Source organism: Nonomuraea sp. B1E8, assembly GCF_039871515.1.
Taxonomy (GTDB): Bacteria; Actinomycetota; Actinomycetes; order Streptosporangiales; family Streptosporangiaceae; genus Nonomuraea.
Genome location: NZ_JBDPLS010000014.1, coordinates 85,668 through 101,460, shown reverse-complemented (window position 1 = coordinate 101,460; position 15,793 = coordinate 85,668). Strand labels below are relative to the sequence as shown.

Below are 15,793 nucleotides of genomic sequence, written 5' to 3'. Positions count from 1 at the left end.
TCCGGCATATCCAGAAAAAACACCTTCGTTGGCTACCCTTCGTCTTCGCCGAACTACTGAGGATGACCTTTGCGGAGGTGACATGCAGTTCGATGACGACGCGCCTCTCGACCCGTCGCAGGTCGAGGACGCACGGGCCACGCGCCCGCGACCACGCGGGGGCGGCATGCCCGGCGGCTGCATGGTGCCCCTCGGCCGGCGCGGCGGCTGCCTGACGCCGGCCCTGGCGGTGGCAGGGCTGTTCCTGTTCGGGATCGTCCCCTCGCCGTTCGGCCGCCAGAACGGCGGGCAGGGTGGCGAGCAGCGTGACAGGCAGGCGCCGAGCGACCCTCCGGCCCTCTCACCGAGCAGCAGCGGCAACCTGGCCGAACGCTGCCGGACCGGCGCCGACGCCGACCAGCCCGAGGACTGCCGCATCGTCGGCACGGTCAACAGCATCCAGCGGCGCTCCCAGGGCCGGGTGAACCCCGACGCCTTCACGCGCGGCACCTCGCGGCAGCGCGGCAGAGGATATGAGAGCGGCCGGCCCCAGCGGTGCGACACCTTCTCCGGGGACATCTGAGCCGGAAAGAACCGATCAAGGAACGCGGGAAACCCCTTTTCCCACAGGGCCGGGAAAACCCGTATGCGCGGGCTCAGCTGGGCCGACACACCGCGGATAACGCGAGGATTCGGATTCTCTCATAAAATCAGGGGGGTGATCTTCAAGCTTGTCGGCGACGGACGCCCTTATCCCGAACACGGTTTGACGCCCCGAGAGTGGGCGCAGATCCCGCCACGGCAGGTCCGGCTCGACTCGTTGATCACCACGAAGGCCATGCTGGACCTGCATTCGCTGCTCGCCGCCGACTCCACGTTCTATGGTGATCTCTTCCCGCACGTGGTGCAGTGGCAAGGCGAGCTCTATCTGGAGGACGGCCTGCACCGCGCGTTGCGCACCGCGCTCCACCAACGATCGATCCTGCACGCCAGGGTCCTCGAGCTGCCCGAATGAGCGCGGCCCGCGCTGCGGTGCGCGGACACGCGTGAGAGCCCCTCCCGGACGGAAGCGGACCAGACCGACGAGCCAAGGGGCCGAAGGGAGGCCGCCCGCCGGCCTTCGACCCCGCGTTCCACCGGTTGCGGCACGCTGTGAAGTGCGGCATCGACCTGCTCAAAGGCAACCGCGGCATGGCAACCCGCTACGACAAGCTCGTCGTACGCTGCGAAGCCGTCGTCATCATCGCTGCGATCAACCACTGGCTCAATGCCTTATGGAACACGACCTAGAGCGTACGGGGAGGCGGGTTGCGGGCCGGTTCCCTCGTAGGCGGCGATCCAGGAGTCGTGGAGCCACATCTGGGTGCCTCGGCGTCCTCGCCCGGAGTCCCAGGTGATGTCGCGCTCATAGGTCAGCACGGTCTCGTCGGGGCCGACGATGACCCAGGTGTAGAGGCCGTTGTCGTGACGCGTCTTCACCTTCATCCCGGAGATCCTTTCGGTGGCGCCGTCGGGCCGGGTCACGGTCTCATCGTGTTGCGCGACCCAGTTGACGGTGAGCCCATCGGCATGGTCGGGCGCCACTTCCCGCAGAAAGCGCAGAGCGATCTCCTCGGCGCGACGTGCGTGGGGGAGCGGGCGATGATCGTCGCCCTGGAGGCGGGTGAATCCGAGAATCGTGCCGTCGGCGTCGAGGACGAGGCTGGTGTGAGGGCCGCTGAGGCGGTAACCGTCGGGTTGGTGACGGATCACGGCGACATCACGGTCGTCGTGCCGTTCCCGGCGCACCCTGACGATCTCCCACCCGTGGGGGATGCGTAGACCGGTACCGTTCAGCGCGCCGGCCTCCAAGCGCTGGGCACCGTTGACGTCAGCGTCCCGAGGTTCGGTGGCGGTCGGCATGGTCATCGCTTGTCGGCCGGTTCTGGGCTCGGCGGCCGCCGGCGGGATCTCGTCGCGGGTGGTTGCGGTGTAGGTGGCTCCGGAGGTGGCGAGGACCGCGAGGGCGACCCCGGAAAGGACGATGGAGTTCGGACGAGGCATGGAGTGACTCCTCACGTGGCGATACGGGCGGTTCTCTGGGTGGCGGCCTTCATGGCACAGGCCGCGTAGACGATGGCGCCTGCGGCGACGTACAGCCCGGCCATGACGCCGAGCGCGCCGCCGAAACCTCCCCGCAGCTCGATGGCGTAGGAGCCCAGAGCGGCTCCGACGAAAAGGACGAACCCGTTGACGGCCATCCCGGCGCCTCGGGCGGGGTGCGTGGCTTCGCCCCACAGCGTGATCATTGTGGGGACGAGTACGGCGACGCCGGCGACGAAAACAACGCTGGCGGCGAGGAGACCTGTGAGGGCGTCGGCCAGTACGGACTCGGCCGCCAGTCCCACGGCCGCGAGGATGAAGCCGGTGAGCGCGGCACGCGCCGGACCGAGGCGTGCGGCCAGTGGCCCGGCGAGGAGCGAGCAGAGCATCGCGGGCAGGGCGGCGGCGCGGGCGAGCATGATCTCGGTGGCGGAAAAACCGGCCGAGGTCAGATGCGTGCCGAGCAGGTTGTACATCCCGACGAAACCGCCCAGCACGACCAGATGTCCGAGCGCGAGGAACAGGGAACGGGGCCGGAGGGCGAGCCGGAGGAGACCGGCGTAGCGTGCCGGGAGAGGCTGATGGGTCCGGTCGGCGTGGGGTTCGCGGATGATGACAAAGGCCGCGAGGGTGAGGGCGGCGAGCAGGATGCCGCCGGTTGAGAACGTGCCGCGCCAGCCTGCGGCGGCGGCGATGGCGGTGGCGGCCAGTTGTCCGATGATTCCCGCGGTGAGGAAGGCCACCGAGATGGCGCCGATCGCGGTGGCGCGCCGTGGACGGGGCAGCGCCTCACCCAGGTACGCCAGGGCGGTCGGCGCGAACGTGGCCGCTGCCAGGCCCTGCAGGACTCGCAGGACGGCGAGGGCACCCGTTGAGGGGGCAAGGCTCACGGCGAACGTGGCGACCGTGAGAGCCGCGAGGCCGGAGACGAGAATTCGGCGGCGACCGTAGTGGTCCGACAGCGGCCCGTAGATTAGGAACCCCAGTGCGTAGGCGAATGAGTAACCGGCGGCCAGCGCGGTCGTAACGTCGGCGGACCCGAGGTCGGCGGCCACGGACTGGTGAAGCGGGATGGCCACGTAGAGCTGAACGAGTACGACGAGCGCGGTGGCGACGAGAAGAGGGATGGTGCCTGCCCGCACGGCCCGCTCCGCTGTGGGCGGCGGCGTGTTCACGAGGGTGGACATAGTTTCCAACTCCAACGTTGTGGTTGGAAATCCATCCTAGCGTCCCGTCAAGGATTTGCAACGCAAGCGTTGGATATGCTGGCAGGCATGGCCTGGAACACCGCCGAGACCAAACGCAGGCTCAAGGAGTCCGCAGTCGCCGAGTTCGCCGCTCACGGCCTCGGCGGCACCACCATGGAGCGCATAGCCCGCCGGGCGGGGATCAACAAGGAGCGCTTGTACACCTACTTCGGCGACAAATCCCGGCTGTTCGCCACCGTGCTCGCGGACGAACTGAACAAAGTCGCGGCGGCCGTGCCGCTGAACGACCTGGATGGACCGGAAGCCGTCGCCGCGTACGCCGGCGCGGTGTACGACTACCACGCAGAGCACCCTGAGCTGACCCGGCTGCTGTTGTGGGAGGGCCTGCTTGATCTGCCGGAAGTGCCCGACGAGGATTCCCGCACTGCCTACTACCGCACCAAGGTTGCGGCTTTCACCCGAGCCCAGCAGGCGCACCTGATCAGCGACGACATGCCAGGCCCCGACCTGGCCTTCCTCATCCTGGCCCTCGCAGGCTGGTGGTACGCGGTTCCGCAGATGGCGCGCATGATGCATGCCGACGATCCGGCGACCCAGGAAACAGCCAGGGAAGCGCTCATGCGCGCCGCCATGAAGCTGGCCACTCCCACGTCACTGTGATCCCGCAGCGACGGCCTGCCCGACCGCGACGGTGAACATGGCTGCGGCGAGCAGGGTGTCGAAACATGCCCCCATGATCTTGGAAAACGAAAGGCCTCCGACCTGTTCATCCAGGTCGGAGGCCCAACTGAGCGGCGGTGGTGGTGGGATTTGAACCCACGGATGAGTTGCCCCATCACACGCTTTCGAGGCGTGCGCCCTCGGCCACTAGGCGACACCACCGCGAACGAGCTTACCGGATCCTGCGGGTAGCGAAGAACCGCTTTAGTACGGCGGAGCACTCGGCGGCCAGGACCCCCATGACGACCTCGGGCCGGTGGTTGAGCCGGCGATCGCGTACGACGTCCCAGAGCGAGCCCACGGCGCCGCCCTTCTCGTCGACGGCGCCGTACACGATTCTGTCGACCCGCGCCAGCACCGCGGCGCCCGCGCACATCGTGCAGGGCTCGAGGGTCACCACGAGCGTGCAGCCGGTCAGCCGCCACTGGCCGCGGCGGGCGGCGGCCCGGCGGAGCGCGAGCACCTCGGCGTGGGCGGTCGGGTCGGCGGACGACTCGCGGTCGTTGCCCGCCGCGGCCAGGACCTCGCCGAACTGGTCGAGCACGACGGCCCCCACGGGGATCTCTCCCCTGTCGCCGGCCGTGGCGGCCTCCGCCAGGGCCAGGCGCATGGCCTCCTCGTGGGTCACCGCAGCCGGTCGAGCTCGTCGGCGAACGACAGCCGCTCGGCGATCACCGACAGGATGTCGGCGGGCAACATGCCCTCTTCCACACTCAGCTCCAGCAGCTCTTCCGAACTCAGCCCGAGGTCGCTGAGCAGCTCGAAGTCGCCGGCAGGGCGCACGCCGAGGCCGCTGCCCTCCTTTTCCGGAACCACGCCGGCGAACTCGGCGAAGAGCTCGCCCAGGCGGTGGGAGACGACCGCGTGCACGTCGGACAGGAAGACGCGCGGCTCGTCGACGCCGCGGTAGCGGACGAGGGCGAACCACTCGTCCTCCACCTCGACGCAGAGCAGGGCCAGCTCGTCGCCCGTGAGCCCCAGCGTCTCCATGACGGCGTCGCCGAAGTCGTCGACGATCTCGGCGTCATCCAGATCGACCTCGGCGCCACTCCAACCATCGGAGGTCCTGACAAAAGCCGCAGAGAAGGTGTTGGACGCCATATCCGCGCTCCAGGGGGTCAGCCGAAGACTGATTCGATGGCACGCTCGAACGGCTCGGAGAAGCCGAGCCGGGCGGCGATGCTGGACAACACGTCTTCGGGCAGCAGGTCAATGTCGCCGGAGAGAATGCCCAGCTCCATCTCGTCCAACCCGAGATCGGCGAAGATCGACAGATCTCCTGCGGGAAGCACGGTCTCCTCGTCCTGGAGGATCTCGTCGAGCTCCTCCTCGTCGGGGACGGGCACGTCGAGGTAGTCGAGCACCTGCTCCGCCAGCGGGAAGTCCCACGAGGCGGCGATGTCGGACAGGAACACCTCGACCCGCTCGCCCAGGACCCGCAGCGCCACGAAGAACTCGTCGCCCACGGCGACCAGGCCGATCGTGCTGCTCTCGCTGGGCTGCTGCCTGAGGGCGTGGATCAGCCCTTTCAGATCAGACGTGAGCGTGCTGGGCAACAGCCCGGCGTCCCAGCGATCGTCCTCGCGATAAACCACGATGGCGAAGTCGAGAGCGTCTTCGTCTGTCATCGCCATCTCCACCCGACCTCTGACACGACAGATATCACCAACACCTCATGGTTCCAGAGTCGGCCACCGGCCGTGTGCCTCTCCGACCAAATTGTGATCAAAACCGATGAGGTGAGCGGCCGTACGCAGCACGATCTGCGCCCCCGGCCGTCACGAGATAGCGTGGTCCTCTATGGAAACCCTCGTCGTCGACCATCCGCTCGTGGCACACAAGCTGACCGCGCTGCGTGATGTCCGCACCGACTCGCCGACGTTCCGCAGGCTCGCCGACGAGCTGGTGACGCTGCTCGCGTACGAGGCCACCCGCGACGTGCGCGTCACCGACGTCACGGTCGACACGCCCGTCTCCCCCGCCCACGGCGTCCGGCTGGCCAAGCCGCACCCGCTGGTCGTGCCCATCCTGCGCGCGGGGCTCGGCATGCTCGACGGCATGACCCGGCTGCTGCCGACGGCCGAGGTCGGGTTCCTCGGCATGATCCGCAACGAGTCGACGCTGCAGGCGGAGACCTATGCCACGCGGTTGCCCGACGACCTGTCCGGGCGGCAGTGCTTCGTGGTCGACCCCATGCTCGCCACCGGCGGCACGCTGGCGGCGGCCGTGCAGTTCCTCTTCGACAGGGGAGCCGTCGACGTCACTGCCATCTGCCTGCTGGCCGCGCCCGAGGGCCTGGCCCACATGGACAAGGTGTTCGCCAGCTCCGGCAAGCCGATCCGCGTGGTGACCGCCGCGCTCGACGAACGACTCAACGACAACGGCTACATCGTGCCGGGTCTCGGCGACGCCGGCGACCGGCTCTACGGCGTGGTCTGAGCGGTGTGAGCAGAAGCACTGTCGCGAAAAGTCCTTTCTCCGTCACGCGGAGTCGTCACTTCGTTACATACTGTGGTTGAGTGGGTACGAAGAGACAGGAAGGCAACTTCCGCATTGCGCGTGGGGGAGCACGATGAGCGACATGCCCAGTGCCGAGGTGTTCTCGTGAACGATCACACCAAGGCCGATCCGACTCCGTACGCGGAGGTGGAGGCGCTGCTGCGCGACGAGTTCGCCGGCATCCATTCCTCGACCACCGTAACGCGCTGTGTCGAAGCAGCGCACTACGGCGCGCTGGAGGTCACTGGCTACGCCCATCCCAGCCTCGTGGAGCGCATCGCGCGTAAGCACCTTCACGTGCTGGCCCTGGTGGCCAGCGAACGTGGTTAGCAAGATCCGAACATACCCGCCAAGTTACCTTTACCCGGGCACCCGGGTGGGTAATGTAGACGGTGGGTGGAGTGGGTAAGTGGCACGGAGGCGACAGTGCAGGTCAAAAAAGTCCTCACATACGGTGGTATCGCATTTGTCGCGTACTACCTGTTCGCGCGACCAGCTGACGCCGCGGACGCGGTGAGAGGAGCGTTCGACACGGTGTTCAACGCGGCCGACTCGCTGGCCCAATTCGTGAACAGCCTCGCATGAGACTTGTGACCCACGGGGACTCCGCTCCGTCGTCGGTCAACCGCTACCTCCTCCCCCACGAACAACAGGTCCTCATGGTGCGGCGGCACCCTGCCATCCTGCTCCGTCCTGTCGCCGAGGTCTTCGGCGGCCTGGTCGTCGCCGGGTTGCTCAGCAGCTTCTTCGGCGGCGCCGAGGCGGGTGGCACGGCGCTCGTCGTCGTCTGGTGGCTGTGGCTCCTGCTGCTGATCCGTTTCGTATGGAAAGTGGCAGAGTGGTCGGTCGATTACTTTGTGGTGACGTCCACACGAATGTTGCTGACCACCGGGCTCATCACCCGCAAGGTCGCGATGATGCCCCTGGGCAAGGTCACCGACATGAGCTTCCAAAGATCTCTGCTTGGGCGCATGCTCGGTTACGGTGAGTTCATCCTGGAGTCGGCAGGTCAGGACCAGGCACTGTCAACGGTCGAGTACATTCCGTATCCAGAGACCCTCTACCTCGAGGTCTGTCAGATGCTTTTCCCGGGCAAGGACGACAGCGACGATTAATCTCCCTGCGGGGAATTCTTCATGTGGGGATACCCGATTCGGCTACTTCATGCAATCATTGCGTGTTGTTGACCCTTCCCCGCCTTGAGAGATGAGATGCCGAGTCAGGGAACCATCGGTGACCGCGTCCGAGGACTGCGGCTGAACAGGCGGATGTCCCAGGCCCAACTGGCCGGGCCCGACCTGTCTGACAGTTATGTCTCGCTCATAGAGTCGGGCAAGCGCACGCCGACTCCTGTCGTGGCCCGGCTGCTCGCCGAGCGACTCGGCTGCACGACCGAGTTCCTGCTGCACGGGATCGAGCCCCGTCAGCGGATCGACACCGAGCTGGGGCTGCGCCACGCTGAGCTGGAGTTGCAGCACGGCGACCCGTCCACAGCCGCCGACCGTTTCACGGAGATCGTGAAGGCGGCCGACGAGGAAAACGCCATGCTGACCGCGCACGCCCGCTTCGGCAGGGCGCGCGCTCTGGAGGCGCAGGGCCGGCTCGGCCAGGCCGTCGAGGCCTTCGAGCGCCTGCGCAGGGAGGCGTCGGCCCACCCCGAGCGGCTGGCCGATCTGCCGCTCGCCATCTCGCTGAGCCGCTGCTACCAGCGGGCGGGCGACCGGCTGCGCGCCCACGACCTGGCGGTCTCCGCGCTGCGGCAGGCCGAGCGGCTGTCCATCACCCAGGGTGAGGTCGCCATCGACCTGGCCACCGCCCTGGTGGAGTCGCGCAGCGAGCGCGAAGACGACTCCCCCGAGCTCGACTACGTCAAGAGCGTGCTCGACGCGACCGGGGTCCCACGGGTTGTGGACCGTTCCGGAGAGATCAGGGCGCTGTGGGAGGCGAGCTCGGCCGCCGCCGCGGGCGAGGACTCCGCGCTGGCCGTCAGCCTGGCCGACGACGCGATCATGGCCGGGCGCGAGACACGGCTGGCACTGCAGCTCGCGCGGGCCGCCATGCACTGGTCGCGGCTGCCCACGGCGGACATCGACGAGGCCGAGCGGCTCGCCACGGCCGCCTCCGAGGCGTTCGCCGCCTTCCCCGGCACGACCCGCGAGCACGGCGAGAGCCTTGTCGTGCACGCGCGGGTCCGGCTGCGGGCCGGCGACCCGGCGCGCGCCGGAGAGCTCGCCACGGTGGCCCTCGGGCTGTCGCACGACCGTTCCGGCACGACTGCCGCCGAGGCGCACCTCGTGCTGGCCACCGTCGCGCTCGACCTGGGCGGCGACGCCGCGGCCCACGTACACGACGCGCAGGAACTGCTCGCCGGGCTCGACCGGCCGGTGTTCGGCTCCGATCGGCAGGCCGCACGCTGCTGGCGCGAACTGGGCGACCTCTACGGCAGGATCGGATCCGTGACCCAGCAGACCGCGGCCTACCATAAGGCTCTCGAATCGGCCGGAGTCCGCTCCGCCATGGCGGGGGTGACGGTCGACGCCACGGTTTCTCGCTGAACCTCCGGGAGCTCCAGATTTGGCTTTTCGAGTCTGGAATAATTAGGGTCTACCAGTCATTCACTCATAGGATGATTGGTTTCCCGGAGGAGGCGGACTGTGAGTCTGCGTACGGCGCAGCGAGCTTCGCTCGTCGACCAGGTGATCGATCAGCTCAAGGAGCAGATCACCTCAGGGACGTGGCCGATGAACGGCAAGATCCCTACCGAGACGGTGCTCGCTGAGCAGCTCGGTGTTGGCCGCAACACCGTTCGGGAGGCCGTACGCGCGCTCACGCACGCTGGGCTGCTCGAATGCCGCCAGGGCGACGGCACCTACGTCCGGGCCACCAGCGAGCTGTCCGGCGCGATGTTGCGGCGGTTGCGCCAGGCCGAGCAGCTCGAGATCTTCGAGGTGCGCCGCGCGCTCGAGGTCGAATCGGCGCGCCTGGCCGCCACGCGGCGCACTGATGAGGACATCGAGCGCATCGAGGCGGCGCTGGCCGAGCGCGACCGGGCCTGGGAACTGGACGACCCCGACCTCTTCGTGGAGGCCGACCTGGCCTTCCACATGGCGGTCGCGCACGCCACGCACAACCTGGTGCTGATCGACCTCTACGAGGACTTCTCGGCGGCGCTGCGGGCCAGCATCACGGCCGCGGGCACGTCGCTGAACAAGAGCTATATCCCCCACGACGCGATCGCCAGGGCCATCGCCGCCGGCGACGCCTCCGCCGCCGAGCGGGCCGGGCACGCCTGCATGGAGCACATCCTCATCGCCCTGACCGAAGCCTGAACGTCAGGCGAGGGTCATGACTGGCGCAGCGACATGACGAGGTAGCGGAAGGCGGGCTCGGCGTCGCCGGGCACGTCCTGGATGAGGGCGGGCCTGGTGGGCGACTCCATGTTGATGCGCGCCAGCTCGCTCTCGATGCCGGTCAGCCCGTCGAGCAGGAACTGCGACTGGAAGGCGATCTGGATGTCGTCGCCGCGCAACTCGCACTCGACGACCTCGGTGCCGCGCCCGATGTCGCCGCCGCCGGCCTGGATGAGCACCTGGCCCTGGCTGAACGACAGCCGGACCGCGGTGTTGCGCTCGGCCACCAGCGCCACCCGCTTGATCGCGTTGACGAACGGCGCCACGGCCACGTCGGCCCTGATCGACCAGTCGTTGGTCAGCCTCGCGCGATAGTCGATGAACTGCTCGTCGAGCAGGCGCACGGTCGTGCTGCGGCCGACGCTCTCGAACCCGGCGACCCCGTCGCCCATCGAGACCGACACCTCGCCGCCGCGCAGCGACTTGGCCACCTCGACCAGCACCCGCGCCGGCACCATCGCGGAGACGGCGACGTCGGAGGCGACCGGGCGCCAGGTGAAGCCGCGGGCGGCGATGCGATAGCGGTCGGTCGCCGCCATCGCCACCGACTCGCCCTCGATGTCGACCCTGATGCCGGTGAGCATGGGCAGCGTGTCGTCGCGGCTGGCCGCCGGCGCGACCTGCCCGACGGCGGAGGCGAACACGACGCCACTGATCGCTCCGACGCTCGGCGGCATGGCCGGCACGGTCGGGAAATCCTCGACCGGCATCGTGATCAGCCCGAACTCGGCGCTGCCGCAGGTCAGCACCGCCTCGGCGCCTTCGGTGACGATCTCGACATCGTCGGCGGGCAGGCTCCGGCTGATCTCGGCCAGCAACCGGCCGGGGATCAGCACGCTGCCCGTCTCGGCCACGTCGGCCTCGACCGCGGCCCGCGCGGAGACGTCGTAGTCGAACGCGGACAGGGTGAGCTCGTCACCCGCCTCCAGCAGCAACCCGGACAGGACGGGCACCACAGGGCGGCTGGGCAGGACTCGGGCGGCCCACGCCACCGCATCTGCCAAAACATCGCGGTTAACCCGGATCTTCACCTGTTACCACCTCTTCGTCGCCGTGCCCCTACGAAAATAGCCGCTACGACCGACAACTCGCGGCGGGCGGCGAGGCTAACGGCTGTTGAGGTAGGCGAGCACGGCCAGCACCCGCCGGTTGTCGTCGTCGGACGGCGCCAGGCCGAGCTTGCCGAAGATGGAGGCCGTGTGCTTGGCCACGGCGCTCTCGCTGAGGTAGAGGCGCTGGGAGATGGCCGCGTTGGACCGGCCCTCGGCCATGGCCTCCAGCACCTCGCGCTCGCGGGGCGTCAGCGCCGCCAGCGGCTCGTCCCTGGCGTTGCTGGCCAACAGCTTGGCGATCACCTCGGGGTCCATGGCCGTGCCGCCCTCGGCGACCCGGCGTACGGCGTCGACGAACTGCTCGGCGTTGAAGACGCGGTCCTTCAGCAGGTAGCCGATCCCGCCCGAGCCGTCGGCCAGCAGCTCGCGGGCGTAGAGCTGCTCGACGTGCTGGGACAGCACGAGGATCGGCAGGCCGGGCACCTTCTCCCTGGCTGCCAGCGCCGCCTTCAGCCCTTCGTCGGTGAAGGTGGGCGGCAGGCGTACGTCGACGATCGAGACGTCGGGGCGCAGCTCCACCAGGCCCTTGAGCAGTTCGGGCCCGCTCTCCACGGCCGCGACGACCATGAAGCCGTGAGCCTGGAGCAGGTGGACCAGCCCATCTCTGAGCAGGTAGAGGTCTTCGGCGACGAGCACGCGGTTCTTCATCAGCACAACACCTTGGCCGCCGGCGTGCCGGCGAGCAAGCGCTCACGGTTGTGGGCGGCCGGGATGCGGATGGCCAGGACGTGCATGACGATGCCCACCGTGATCATGCCGAAGATCGTAGGCCACTGCCAGAACTCCGGCATGTACAGCGCGAGGAACCAGGACTTCTGCTCGGCGCCCAGAGCCTTGAAGACGCCCGCCACGACCCCCTGCGGCATCGTCGGGCACCAGGCCGTCGCCCACAACACGACGACCGCCACCGTCTTCCAGCGCGGCATCTTGTGCAGGTCGCCTGCCCAGTGCTCGGGCAGCACCCGGGGCATCTCCATCGTCACGGTGGTGGGCCCGCCCGGCGGGCTGTTCAGGGCGAGCACGCCGTCGAAGGCGGCCAGCCGGCGTTCGATGCCGGAAAGGCCGGTGCCCTTCGACGGGTCGGCACCGCCCATGCCGTCGTCGGTGACCGAGATGCGCAGGTGAGGGCCGTTGGCGCTGACGTCGACCGTCACCTTGCGGGCGTTGCCGTGCCTCGCCGCGTTGGAGAGCAGCTCGCTGACCGCGAAGTAGACCGCCGCCTCCACCGGCGCGTCGGGCCGGTGGGGCAGGTCGACGTCCACCGTGACGTCCATCGGGCTGTCCATGGCGAGCGCGCGGACGGCGTCGGCCAGCCCGCGCTCGGCCAGCACCGGCGGGTGGATGCCCCGGATGACCTGGCGCAGCTCCGTCAGCGTCTCGGAGGAGGCGTCCCTGGCCTTGGCCAGCAGCGCTTTGGCCGCCGTGGGGTCCTTGTCGACCAGCTCCTCGACGGCGCCCAGCGTCATGCCGATGGCCACCAGCCTGGCCTGCGTGCCGTCGTGCAGGTCGCGCTCGATCCTGCGCATCTCGGCCGCCTGGGAGTCGTTGGCCAGGTTGCGGGTGCGCTTGAGATGGCTCACCTGGCCCGCCAGGCGGCTGGCGGTGGTCGCGCCGAGCAGCAGCTCGCTCCACTGCGCGTAGAGGCGCAGCCCGCGCGCGGGAAGCACGATGAACAGCGGCACCAGCAGCGGCTTCACCACCACGTCGAGCACCAGCCAGAGCAGGTCCCGCCACGAGCCCGGGTCGGACAGCAGCCACTTCCAGCGGTTGTTCCACGCCGGGATCCGTGGCGTCTTGTAGAGGGTGCGGTCGGAACGGTACATGCCGTCGGACTGCGGCACCGGGGGCGGCGGTTCCGGCAGGTACGGGGGCTCGATCTCGATGTCCGTCCACCTGCGCATCAGCCGCCGGTTCAGCTCCGCCAGGCGCCGGACCATCATGATCTGCCACGGGAACAGGAAGACCATGCCCAGGCCGAACGTCAGCAGCATCATGAGCCCGGCCAGCGGGATCGCGGGCACCTCGAGGACAAGAAGCGCGAGAAGCACCAGAATCCGGCCGAAGCTTCGAAGCATGCCTCCAGTCTGGGGCAACGCCGCGCCAGGGTCACTGCATCTAAGTACACCCTTGGCGGGCATCCACCCGGATTCCCCGGCGGACCACGGCTTTCTAGCGTCGATGGCATGAAAATCATCGAGGTCAGGAACCTGCGCAAGCAGTATCCGAACCACGTGGCGGTCGAGGACGTGTCCTTCGAGGTTGCGGAGGGCGAGATCTTCGGCATTCTCGGCCCGAACGGCGCAGGGAAGACCACGACGGTGGAGTGCGTCGCGGGCCTGCGGGCGCCGGACGGCGGCACCGTACAGGTGGCCGGGCTCGACCCCCAGCGTGACCGGATCGAGCTGCGTCGGGTGCTGGGCATGCAGCTGCAGAGCGCCGAGCTGCCGGAGAAAATCAAGGTGCGGGAGGCCATGGACCTCTACGCCTCCTACTACCCCGACCCCGCGGACTGGTCCGAGCTGATCGAGCGGGTCGGGCTGGGCGGCAAGCGCGACACCCTGTTCAAGCAGCTCTCCGGCGGGCAGCGCCAGCGGCTGTCGGTCGCGCTCGCGCTGGTGGGCAGGCCGCGCGTGGCGGTGCTCGACGAGCTGACGACGGGGCTCGACCCGCAGGCCCGCAGAGACACCTGGGAGCTCGTCGAGCAGGTACGCGATTCCGGGGTGACGATCGTGCTCGTCACCCACTTCATGGAGGAGGCCGAACGCCTCTGCGACCGGCTCGCGCTCATCGACGCCGGCAAGGTCGCCGCGACCGACACGCCGTCGGGGCTCATCGCGCAGGTGGGCGACGAGCAGCGGGTGAAGTTCCGGCCGTCCGCTCCCGTCGACGACGCCGTGCTGCTCGCCCTGCCCGAAGTGCGCGGGGTCACCAGGAGCGGCGACCAGATCGTGGTGACCGGCTCCGGCAACCTCGCCCCCACCGTCACCCTGGCCCTCGCCCAGCAGCAGATCGTGCCCGGAGACCTGCGTATCGAGCAGGCCACACTCGACGACGCGTTCCTCGCGCTCACCGGAAGGAAGCTCACGTGAAGAAGATGCTGATCGTGGAGACCAGGCTCTACCTGCGTGACTGGCCGTCGTTGTTGTTCACCATCGGGCTGCCGGTCGCCCTCCTGCTCGTACTGGGCCTCAGCATCCCGTTCATGACTGAGGCGAACGCGTCGGGCGAGCGGCCGATGGACACCCAGATGCCCAGCATGATGACGCTGCTCGCACTGCTCACGCTCGCCTGCAACATCCTGCCCGCGGTGCTCACCACCTACCGCGAGCGGGGCGTGCTCAGGCGGATGTCCACCACGCCCGTGCATCCGGTGCGGCTGCTCGGCGTGCAACTGCTGATCAACCTGGTCGTCGGCGTGGTGTCCGCGGCCATCCTCATCACGGCCGCGGCCGTGGTGTTCGGCTCGCCGCTGCCGGGGCAGCCGGCGGTCTTCGTCCTCGTGTTCCTGCTCGGCAGCGCCGCGCTTTTGGCCATCGGGCTGGTGATCGCCGCCCTCGCGCCGAACGGCAAGACCGCTCCCGGCATCGGGGCCGTGGTGATGTTCCCGCTGATGTTCCTGGGCGGGATGTGGGTGCCGCGCGACATCATGCCGGACGCGCTGCGCACCGTCAGCGACTTCTCCGTGGCGGGACCGTTCGCCCAGGCGCTCAAGGACGCCTGGGCCGGACAGCCTCCCGAGCTCGGGCACCTCGCGGTGGTGGCCGCCGGGCTCGTGATCTTCGGTGGGCTGGCCGTACGGCTCTTCCGGTGGGAGTGAGGCTAGCGCGCGGCCCAGACGGGCGGCGCGCCGGTCACGTTGCTCATCAGCGAGTAGAGCGAGGTCGAGGCCGTGATGAACATGCGGTTGCGCTTGGGCCCGCCGAACACCAGGTTGGCGGTGAACTCGGGCAGCCTGAGGCGGCCGATCAGCGTGCCGTCGGGGTCGTAGCAGAGCACCGCCTTGCCGGCCGCGGTCCAGACGCGGCCGGTGTTGTCGAGCCGGATCCCGTCGAAGTTGTCGTTCTCGGTGCCCTGGGCGAACACCCCGCCGCCCGCGAGGGAGCCATCGTCGCGCACGTCGAACACGCGTACGTGCCTGGCCCGCGTGTCGGCGACGTAGAGCCGGCTCTCGTCCAGGGAGAAGGCCAGGCCGTTGGGCCGGACGAAGTCGTCGGCCACGACGCGGACCTCGCCCGTCACCGGATCCGCGCGATAGACGTGGCAGCCGTCGATCTCCTGCTCGGCCGCGTGGCCCTCGTAGTCGCTGAGGATGCCGTACGGCGGGTCGGTGAACCAGACGGAGCCGTCGGAGCGCACGACCGCGTCGTTGGGGCTGTTGAACCGCCTGCCCTGCCAGCGGTCGGCGATCACCGTGATCGAGCCGTCGTGCTCGGTACGGGTGACCCGGCGGTTGCCGTGCTCGCAGGTGATCAACCGGCCCTCGCGGTCGAGGGTGTTGCCGTTGGAGTAGCCGGACGGTTGCCGGAAGACTCCGACCACGCCCGTCGTCTCGTCCCAGCGGAGCATGCGTTCGTTGGGGATGTCGCTCCAGACGAGGAACCGGCCGGCCGGGAAGTAGACCGGGCCCTCCGCCCAGCGGGTGCCGGTGTGGAGGCGTTCGACCCTGTCGTCTCCTCCGACGGCGGCGAACCGCTCGTCGAGCACCTCGAACTCAGTGGGGATCGTGTCCGTCATGTCATCCACCATACGTAGTTCAGACCTTCCGACGAACCACGATATATCA

Annotated in this window: 19 protein-coding genes, 1 tRNA gene and 1 pseudogene; 11 read left to right on the top strand and 10 right to left on the bottom strand. The window is 68.8% G+C overall.

The annotated features are described in order from the left end of the window. The first annotated feature begins 82 nt into the window (after positions 1 to 82). The 3 genes and pseudogenes from ABGA98_RS36420 to ABGA98_RS36410 all read left to right on the top strand — a co-directional run. Positions 83 to 562, top strand: a complete 480-nt coding sequence (locus ABGA98_RS36420; RefSeq protein ID WP_347622986.1) for a neutral zinc metallopeptidase — start codon at positions 83 to 85, stop codon at positions 560 to 562. A 135-nt stretch (positions 563 to 697) separates the two neighbouring features. After that, positions 698 to 994 (top strand): type II toxin-antitoxin system VapB family antitoxin, encoded by a 297-nt coding sequence (locus ABGA98_RS36415; RefSeq protein WP_347622985.1) that lies wholly within the window; start codon positions 698 to 700, stop codon positions 992 to 994. Positions 995 to 1,056: 62 nt separating this feature from the next. Beyond that, positions 1,057 to 1,191, top strand: a pseudogene (locus ABGA98_RS36410) (IS5/IS1182 family transposase); the annotation flags it as partial. A gap of 60 nt (positions 1,192 to 1,251) precedes the next feature. On the opposite strand, the gene ABGA98_RS36405 reads toward ABGA98_RS36410, so the two are convergent. Both ABGA98_RS36405 and ABGA98_RS36400 read right to left on the bottom strand, forming a co-directional pair. Next, positions 1,252 to 2,022 carry a hypothetical protein gene (locus tag ABGA98_RS36405; RefSeq protein WP_347622984.1) on the bottom strand — a complete coding sequence of 257 codons (771 nt, stop codon included), beginning with the start codon at positions 2,020 to 2,022 and terminating at the stop codon, positions 1,252 to 1,254. Between the two features lie 11 nt (positions 2,023 to 2,033). Beyond that, entirely contained in the window at positions 2,034 to 3,248 is a 1,215-nt protein-coding gene (locus tag ABGA98_RS36400; protein WP_347622983.1) for an MFS transporter, read from the bottom strand. Between the two features lie 87 nt (positions 3,249 to 3,335). Between ABGA98_RS36400 and ABGA98_RS36395 the strand changes: the two genes are divergently transcribed. Further along, positions 3,336 to 3,929: a TetR family transcriptional regulator gene (locus tag ABGA98_RS36395; RefSeq protein ID WP_347622982.1), complete on the top strand. Its 594-nt coding sequence runs from the start codon at positions 3,336 to 3,338 to the stop codon at positions 3,927 to 3,929. Between the two features lie 135 nt (positions 3,930 to 4,064). Here the strand turns inward: ABGA98_RS36395 and ABGA98_RS36390 are convergent. From ABGA98_RS36390 to ABGA98_RS36375, 4 genes are all read right to left on the bottom strand, one after another. Beyond that, positions 4,065 to 4,151: transfer RNA gene (locus tag ABGA98_RS36390), tRNA-Ser, on the bottom strand. 10 nt (positions 4,152 to 4,161) lie between these two features. Further along, on the bottom strand, positions 4,162 to 4,617 hold the full coding sequence (gene tadA, locus ABGA98_RS36385; protein ID WP_347622981.1) for a tRNA adenosine(34) deaminase TadA: 456 nt from the start codon (positions 4,615 to 4,617) through the stop codon (positions 4,162 to 4,164). Further along, on the bottom strand, positions 4,614 to 5,090 hold the full coding sequence (locus tag ABGA98_RS36380; protein WP_347622980.1) for a tRNA adenosine deaminase-associated protein: 477 nt from the start codon (positions 5,088 to 5,090) through the stop codon (positions 4,614 to 4,616). The genes tadA and ABGA98_RS36380 overlap by 4 nt, the downstream gene beginning before the upstream one ends. 17 nt (positions 5,091 to 5,107) lie before the next feature. Continuing rightward, positions 5,108 to 5,617: a tRNA adenosine deaminase-associated protein gene (locus ABGA98_RS36375; RefSeq protein WP_347622979.1), complete on the bottom strand. Its 510-nt coding sequence runs from the start codon at positions 5,615 to 5,617 to the stop codon at positions 5,108 to 5,110. Between the two features lie 172 nt (positions 5,618 to 5,789). On the opposite strand from ABGA98_RS36375, the gene upp reads away from it, so the two are divergent. The 5 genes from upp to ABGA98_RS36350 all read left to right on the top strand — a co-directional run bounded on the left by upp (position 5,790) and on the right by ABGA98_RS36350 (position 9,817). After that, positions 5,790 to 6,428, top strand: a complete 639-nt coding sequence (gene upp, locus ABGA98_RS36370) for a uracil phosphoribosyltransferase (protein ID WP_347622978.1) — start codon at positions 5,790 to 5,792, stop codon at positions 6,426 to 6,428. 165 nt (positions 6,429 to 6,593) lie between these two features. Continuing rightward, positions 6,594 to 6,818, top strand: coding sequence for a hypothetical protein (locus tag ABGA98_RS36365; RefSeq protein WP_347622977.1), 225 nt, complete (start codon positions 6,594 to 6,596; stop codon positions 6,816 to 6,818). A 251-nt stretch (positions 6,819 to 7,069) separates the two neighbouring features. Further along, positions 7,070 to 7,603 (top strand): PH domain-containing protein, encoded by a 534-nt coding sequence (locus tag ABGA98_RS36360; protein WP_347622976.1) that lies wholly within the window; start codon positions 7,070 to 7,072, stop codon positions 7,601 to 7,603. Positions 7,604 to 7,699: 96 nt separating this feature from the next. Further along, positions 7,700 to 9,043 carry a helix-turn-helix transcriptional regulator gene (locus ABGA98_RS36355; protein WP_347622975.1) on the top strand — a complete coding sequence of 448 codons (1,344 nt, stop codon included), beginning with the start codon at positions 7,700 to 7,702 and terminating at the stop codon, positions 9,041 to 9,043. A gap of 99 nt (positions 9,044 to 9,142) precedes the next feature. Beyond that, positions 9,143 to 9,817: a FadR/GntR family transcriptional regulator gene (locus ABGA98_RS36350; RefSeq protein WP_347622974.1), complete on the top strand. Its 675-nt coding sequence runs from the start codon at positions 9,143 to 9,145 to the stop codon at positions 9,815 to 9,817. Between the two features lie 14 nt (positions 9,818 to 9,831). Here ABGA98_RS36350 and dnaN read toward each other — a convergent pair whose 3' ends face one another. From dnaN to ABGA98_RS36335, 3 genes are all read right to left on the bottom strand, one after another. Continuing rightward, on the bottom strand, positions 9,832 to 10,929 hold the full coding sequence (dnaN, locus tag ABGA98_RS36345) for a DNA polymerase III subunit beta (protein ID WP_347622973.1): 1,098 nt from the start codon (positions 10,927 to 10,929) through the stop codon (positions 9,832 to 9,834). A gap of 75 nt (positions 10,930 to 11,004) precedes the next feature. After that, positions 11,005 to 11,658: a response regulator transcription factor gene (locus ABGA98_RS36340; RefSeq protein ID WP_347622972.1), complete on the bottom strand. Its 654-nt coding sequence runs from the start codon at positions 11,656 to 11,658 to the stop codon at positions 11,005 to 11,007. After that, positions 11,658 to 13,085 carry a histidine kinase gene (locus ABGA98_RS36335; RefSeq protein WP_347622971.1) on the bottom strand — a complete coding sequence of 476 codons (1,428 nt, stop codon included), beginning with the start codon at positions 13,083 to 13,085 and terminating at the stop codon, positions 11,658 to 11,660. Before ABGA98_RS36335 ends, ABGA98_RS36340 begins: the two co-directional genes overlap by 1 nt. A 108-nt stretch (positions 13,086 to 13,193) precedes the next feature. Between ABGA98_RS36335 and ABGA98_RS36330 the strand changes: the two genes are divergently transcribed. Together ABGA98_RS36330 and ABGA98_RS36325 are read left to right on the top strand one after the other, a co-directional pair. Beyond that, the gene (locus tag ABGA98_RS36330) at positions 13,194 to 14,099 is read left to right on the top strand and encodes an ABC transporter ATP-binding protein (protein ID WP_347622970.1); all 906 of its coding nucleotides are present in this window, start codon (positions 13,194 to 13,196) and stop codon (positions 14,097 to 14,099) included. 5 nt (positions 14,100 to 14,104) lie between these two features. Then, complete coding sequence (locus tag ABGA98_RS36325; RefSeq protein WP_347623131.1) at positions 14,105 to 14,827, top strand: ABC transporter permease; 723 nt, start codon at positions 14,105 to 14,107, stop codon at positions 14,825 to 14,827. Positions 14,828 to 14,829: 2 nt separating this feature from the next. Here ABGA98_RS36325 and ABGA98_RS36320 read toward each other — a convergent pair whose 3' ends face one another. Then, positions 14,830 to 15,744, bottom strand: coding sequence for an SMP-30/gluconolactonase/LRE family protein (locus ABGA98_RS36320; protein WP_347622969.1), 915 nt, complete (start codon positions 15,742 to 15,744; stop codon positions 14,830 to 14,832). Positions 15,745 to 15,793 lie beyond the last annotated feature (49 nt).

What these genes read in the sequence shown, in the direction of transcription:
- ABGA98_RS36420 (WP_347622986.1), top strand. Translation starts at nt 83, where the DNA reads ATGCAGTTCGATGACGACGCGCCTCTCGACCCGTCGCAGGTCGAGGAC.
- ABGA98_RS36405 (WP_347622984.1), bottom strand. Translation starts at nt 2,022, where the DNA reads ATGCCTCGTCCGAACTCCATCGTCCTTTCCGGGGTCGCCCTCGCGGTC.
- ABGA98_RS36400 (WP_347622983.1), bottom strand. Translation starts at nt 3,248, where the DNA reads ATGTCCACCCTCGTGAACACGCCGCCGCCCACAGCGGAGCGGGCCGTG.
- ABGA98_RS36395 (WP_347622982.1), top strand. Translation starts at nt 3,336, where the DNA reads ATGGCCTGGAACACCGCCGAGACCAAACGCAGGCTCAAGGAGTCCGCA.
- ABGA98_RS36380 (WP_347622980.1), bottom strand. Translation starts at nt 5,090, where the DNA reads ATGGCGTCCAACACCTTCTCTGCGGCTTTTGTCAGGACCTCCGATGGT.
- ABGA98_RS36375 (WP_347622979.1), bottom strand. Translation starts at nt 5,617, where the DNA reads ATGACAGACGAAGACGCTCTCGACTTCGCCATCGTGGTTTATCGCGAG.
- upp (WP_347622978.1), top strand. Translation starts at nt 5,790, where the DNA reads ATGGAAACCCTCGTCGTCGACCATCCGCTCGTGGCACACAAGCTGACC.
- ABGA98_RS36360 (WP_347622976.1), top strand. Translation starts at nt 7,070, where the DNA reads ATGAGACTTGTGACCCACGGGGACTCCGCTCCGTCGTCGGTCAACCGC.
- ABGA98_RS36355 (WP_347622975.1), top strand. Translation starts at nt 7,700, where the DNA reads ATGCCGAGTCAGGGAACCATCGGTGACCGCGTCCGAGGACTGCGGCTG.
- ABGA98_RS36340 (WP_347622972.1), bottom strand. Translation starts at nt 11,658, where the DNA reads ATGAAGAACCGCGTGCTCGTCGCCGAAGACCTCTACCTGCTCAGAGAT.
- ABGA98_RS36335 (WP_347622971.1), bottom strand. Translation starts at nt 13,085, where the DNA reads ATGCTTCGAAGCTTCGGCCGGATTCTGGTGCTTCTCGCGCTTCTTGTC.
- ABGA98_RS36330 (WP_347622970.1), top strand. Translation starts at nt 13,194, where the DNA reads ATGAAAATCATCGAGGTCAGGAACCTGCGCAAGCAGTATCCGAACCAC.
- ABGA98_RS36325 (WP_347623131.1), top strand. Translation starts at nt 14,105, where the DNA reads ATGCTGATCGTGGAGACCAGGCTCTACCTGCGTGACTGGCCGTCGTTG.
- ABGA98_RS36320 (WP_347622969.1), bottom strand. Translation starts at nt 15,744, where the DNA reads ATGACGGACACGATCCCCACTGAGTTCGAGGTGCTCGACGAGCGGTTC.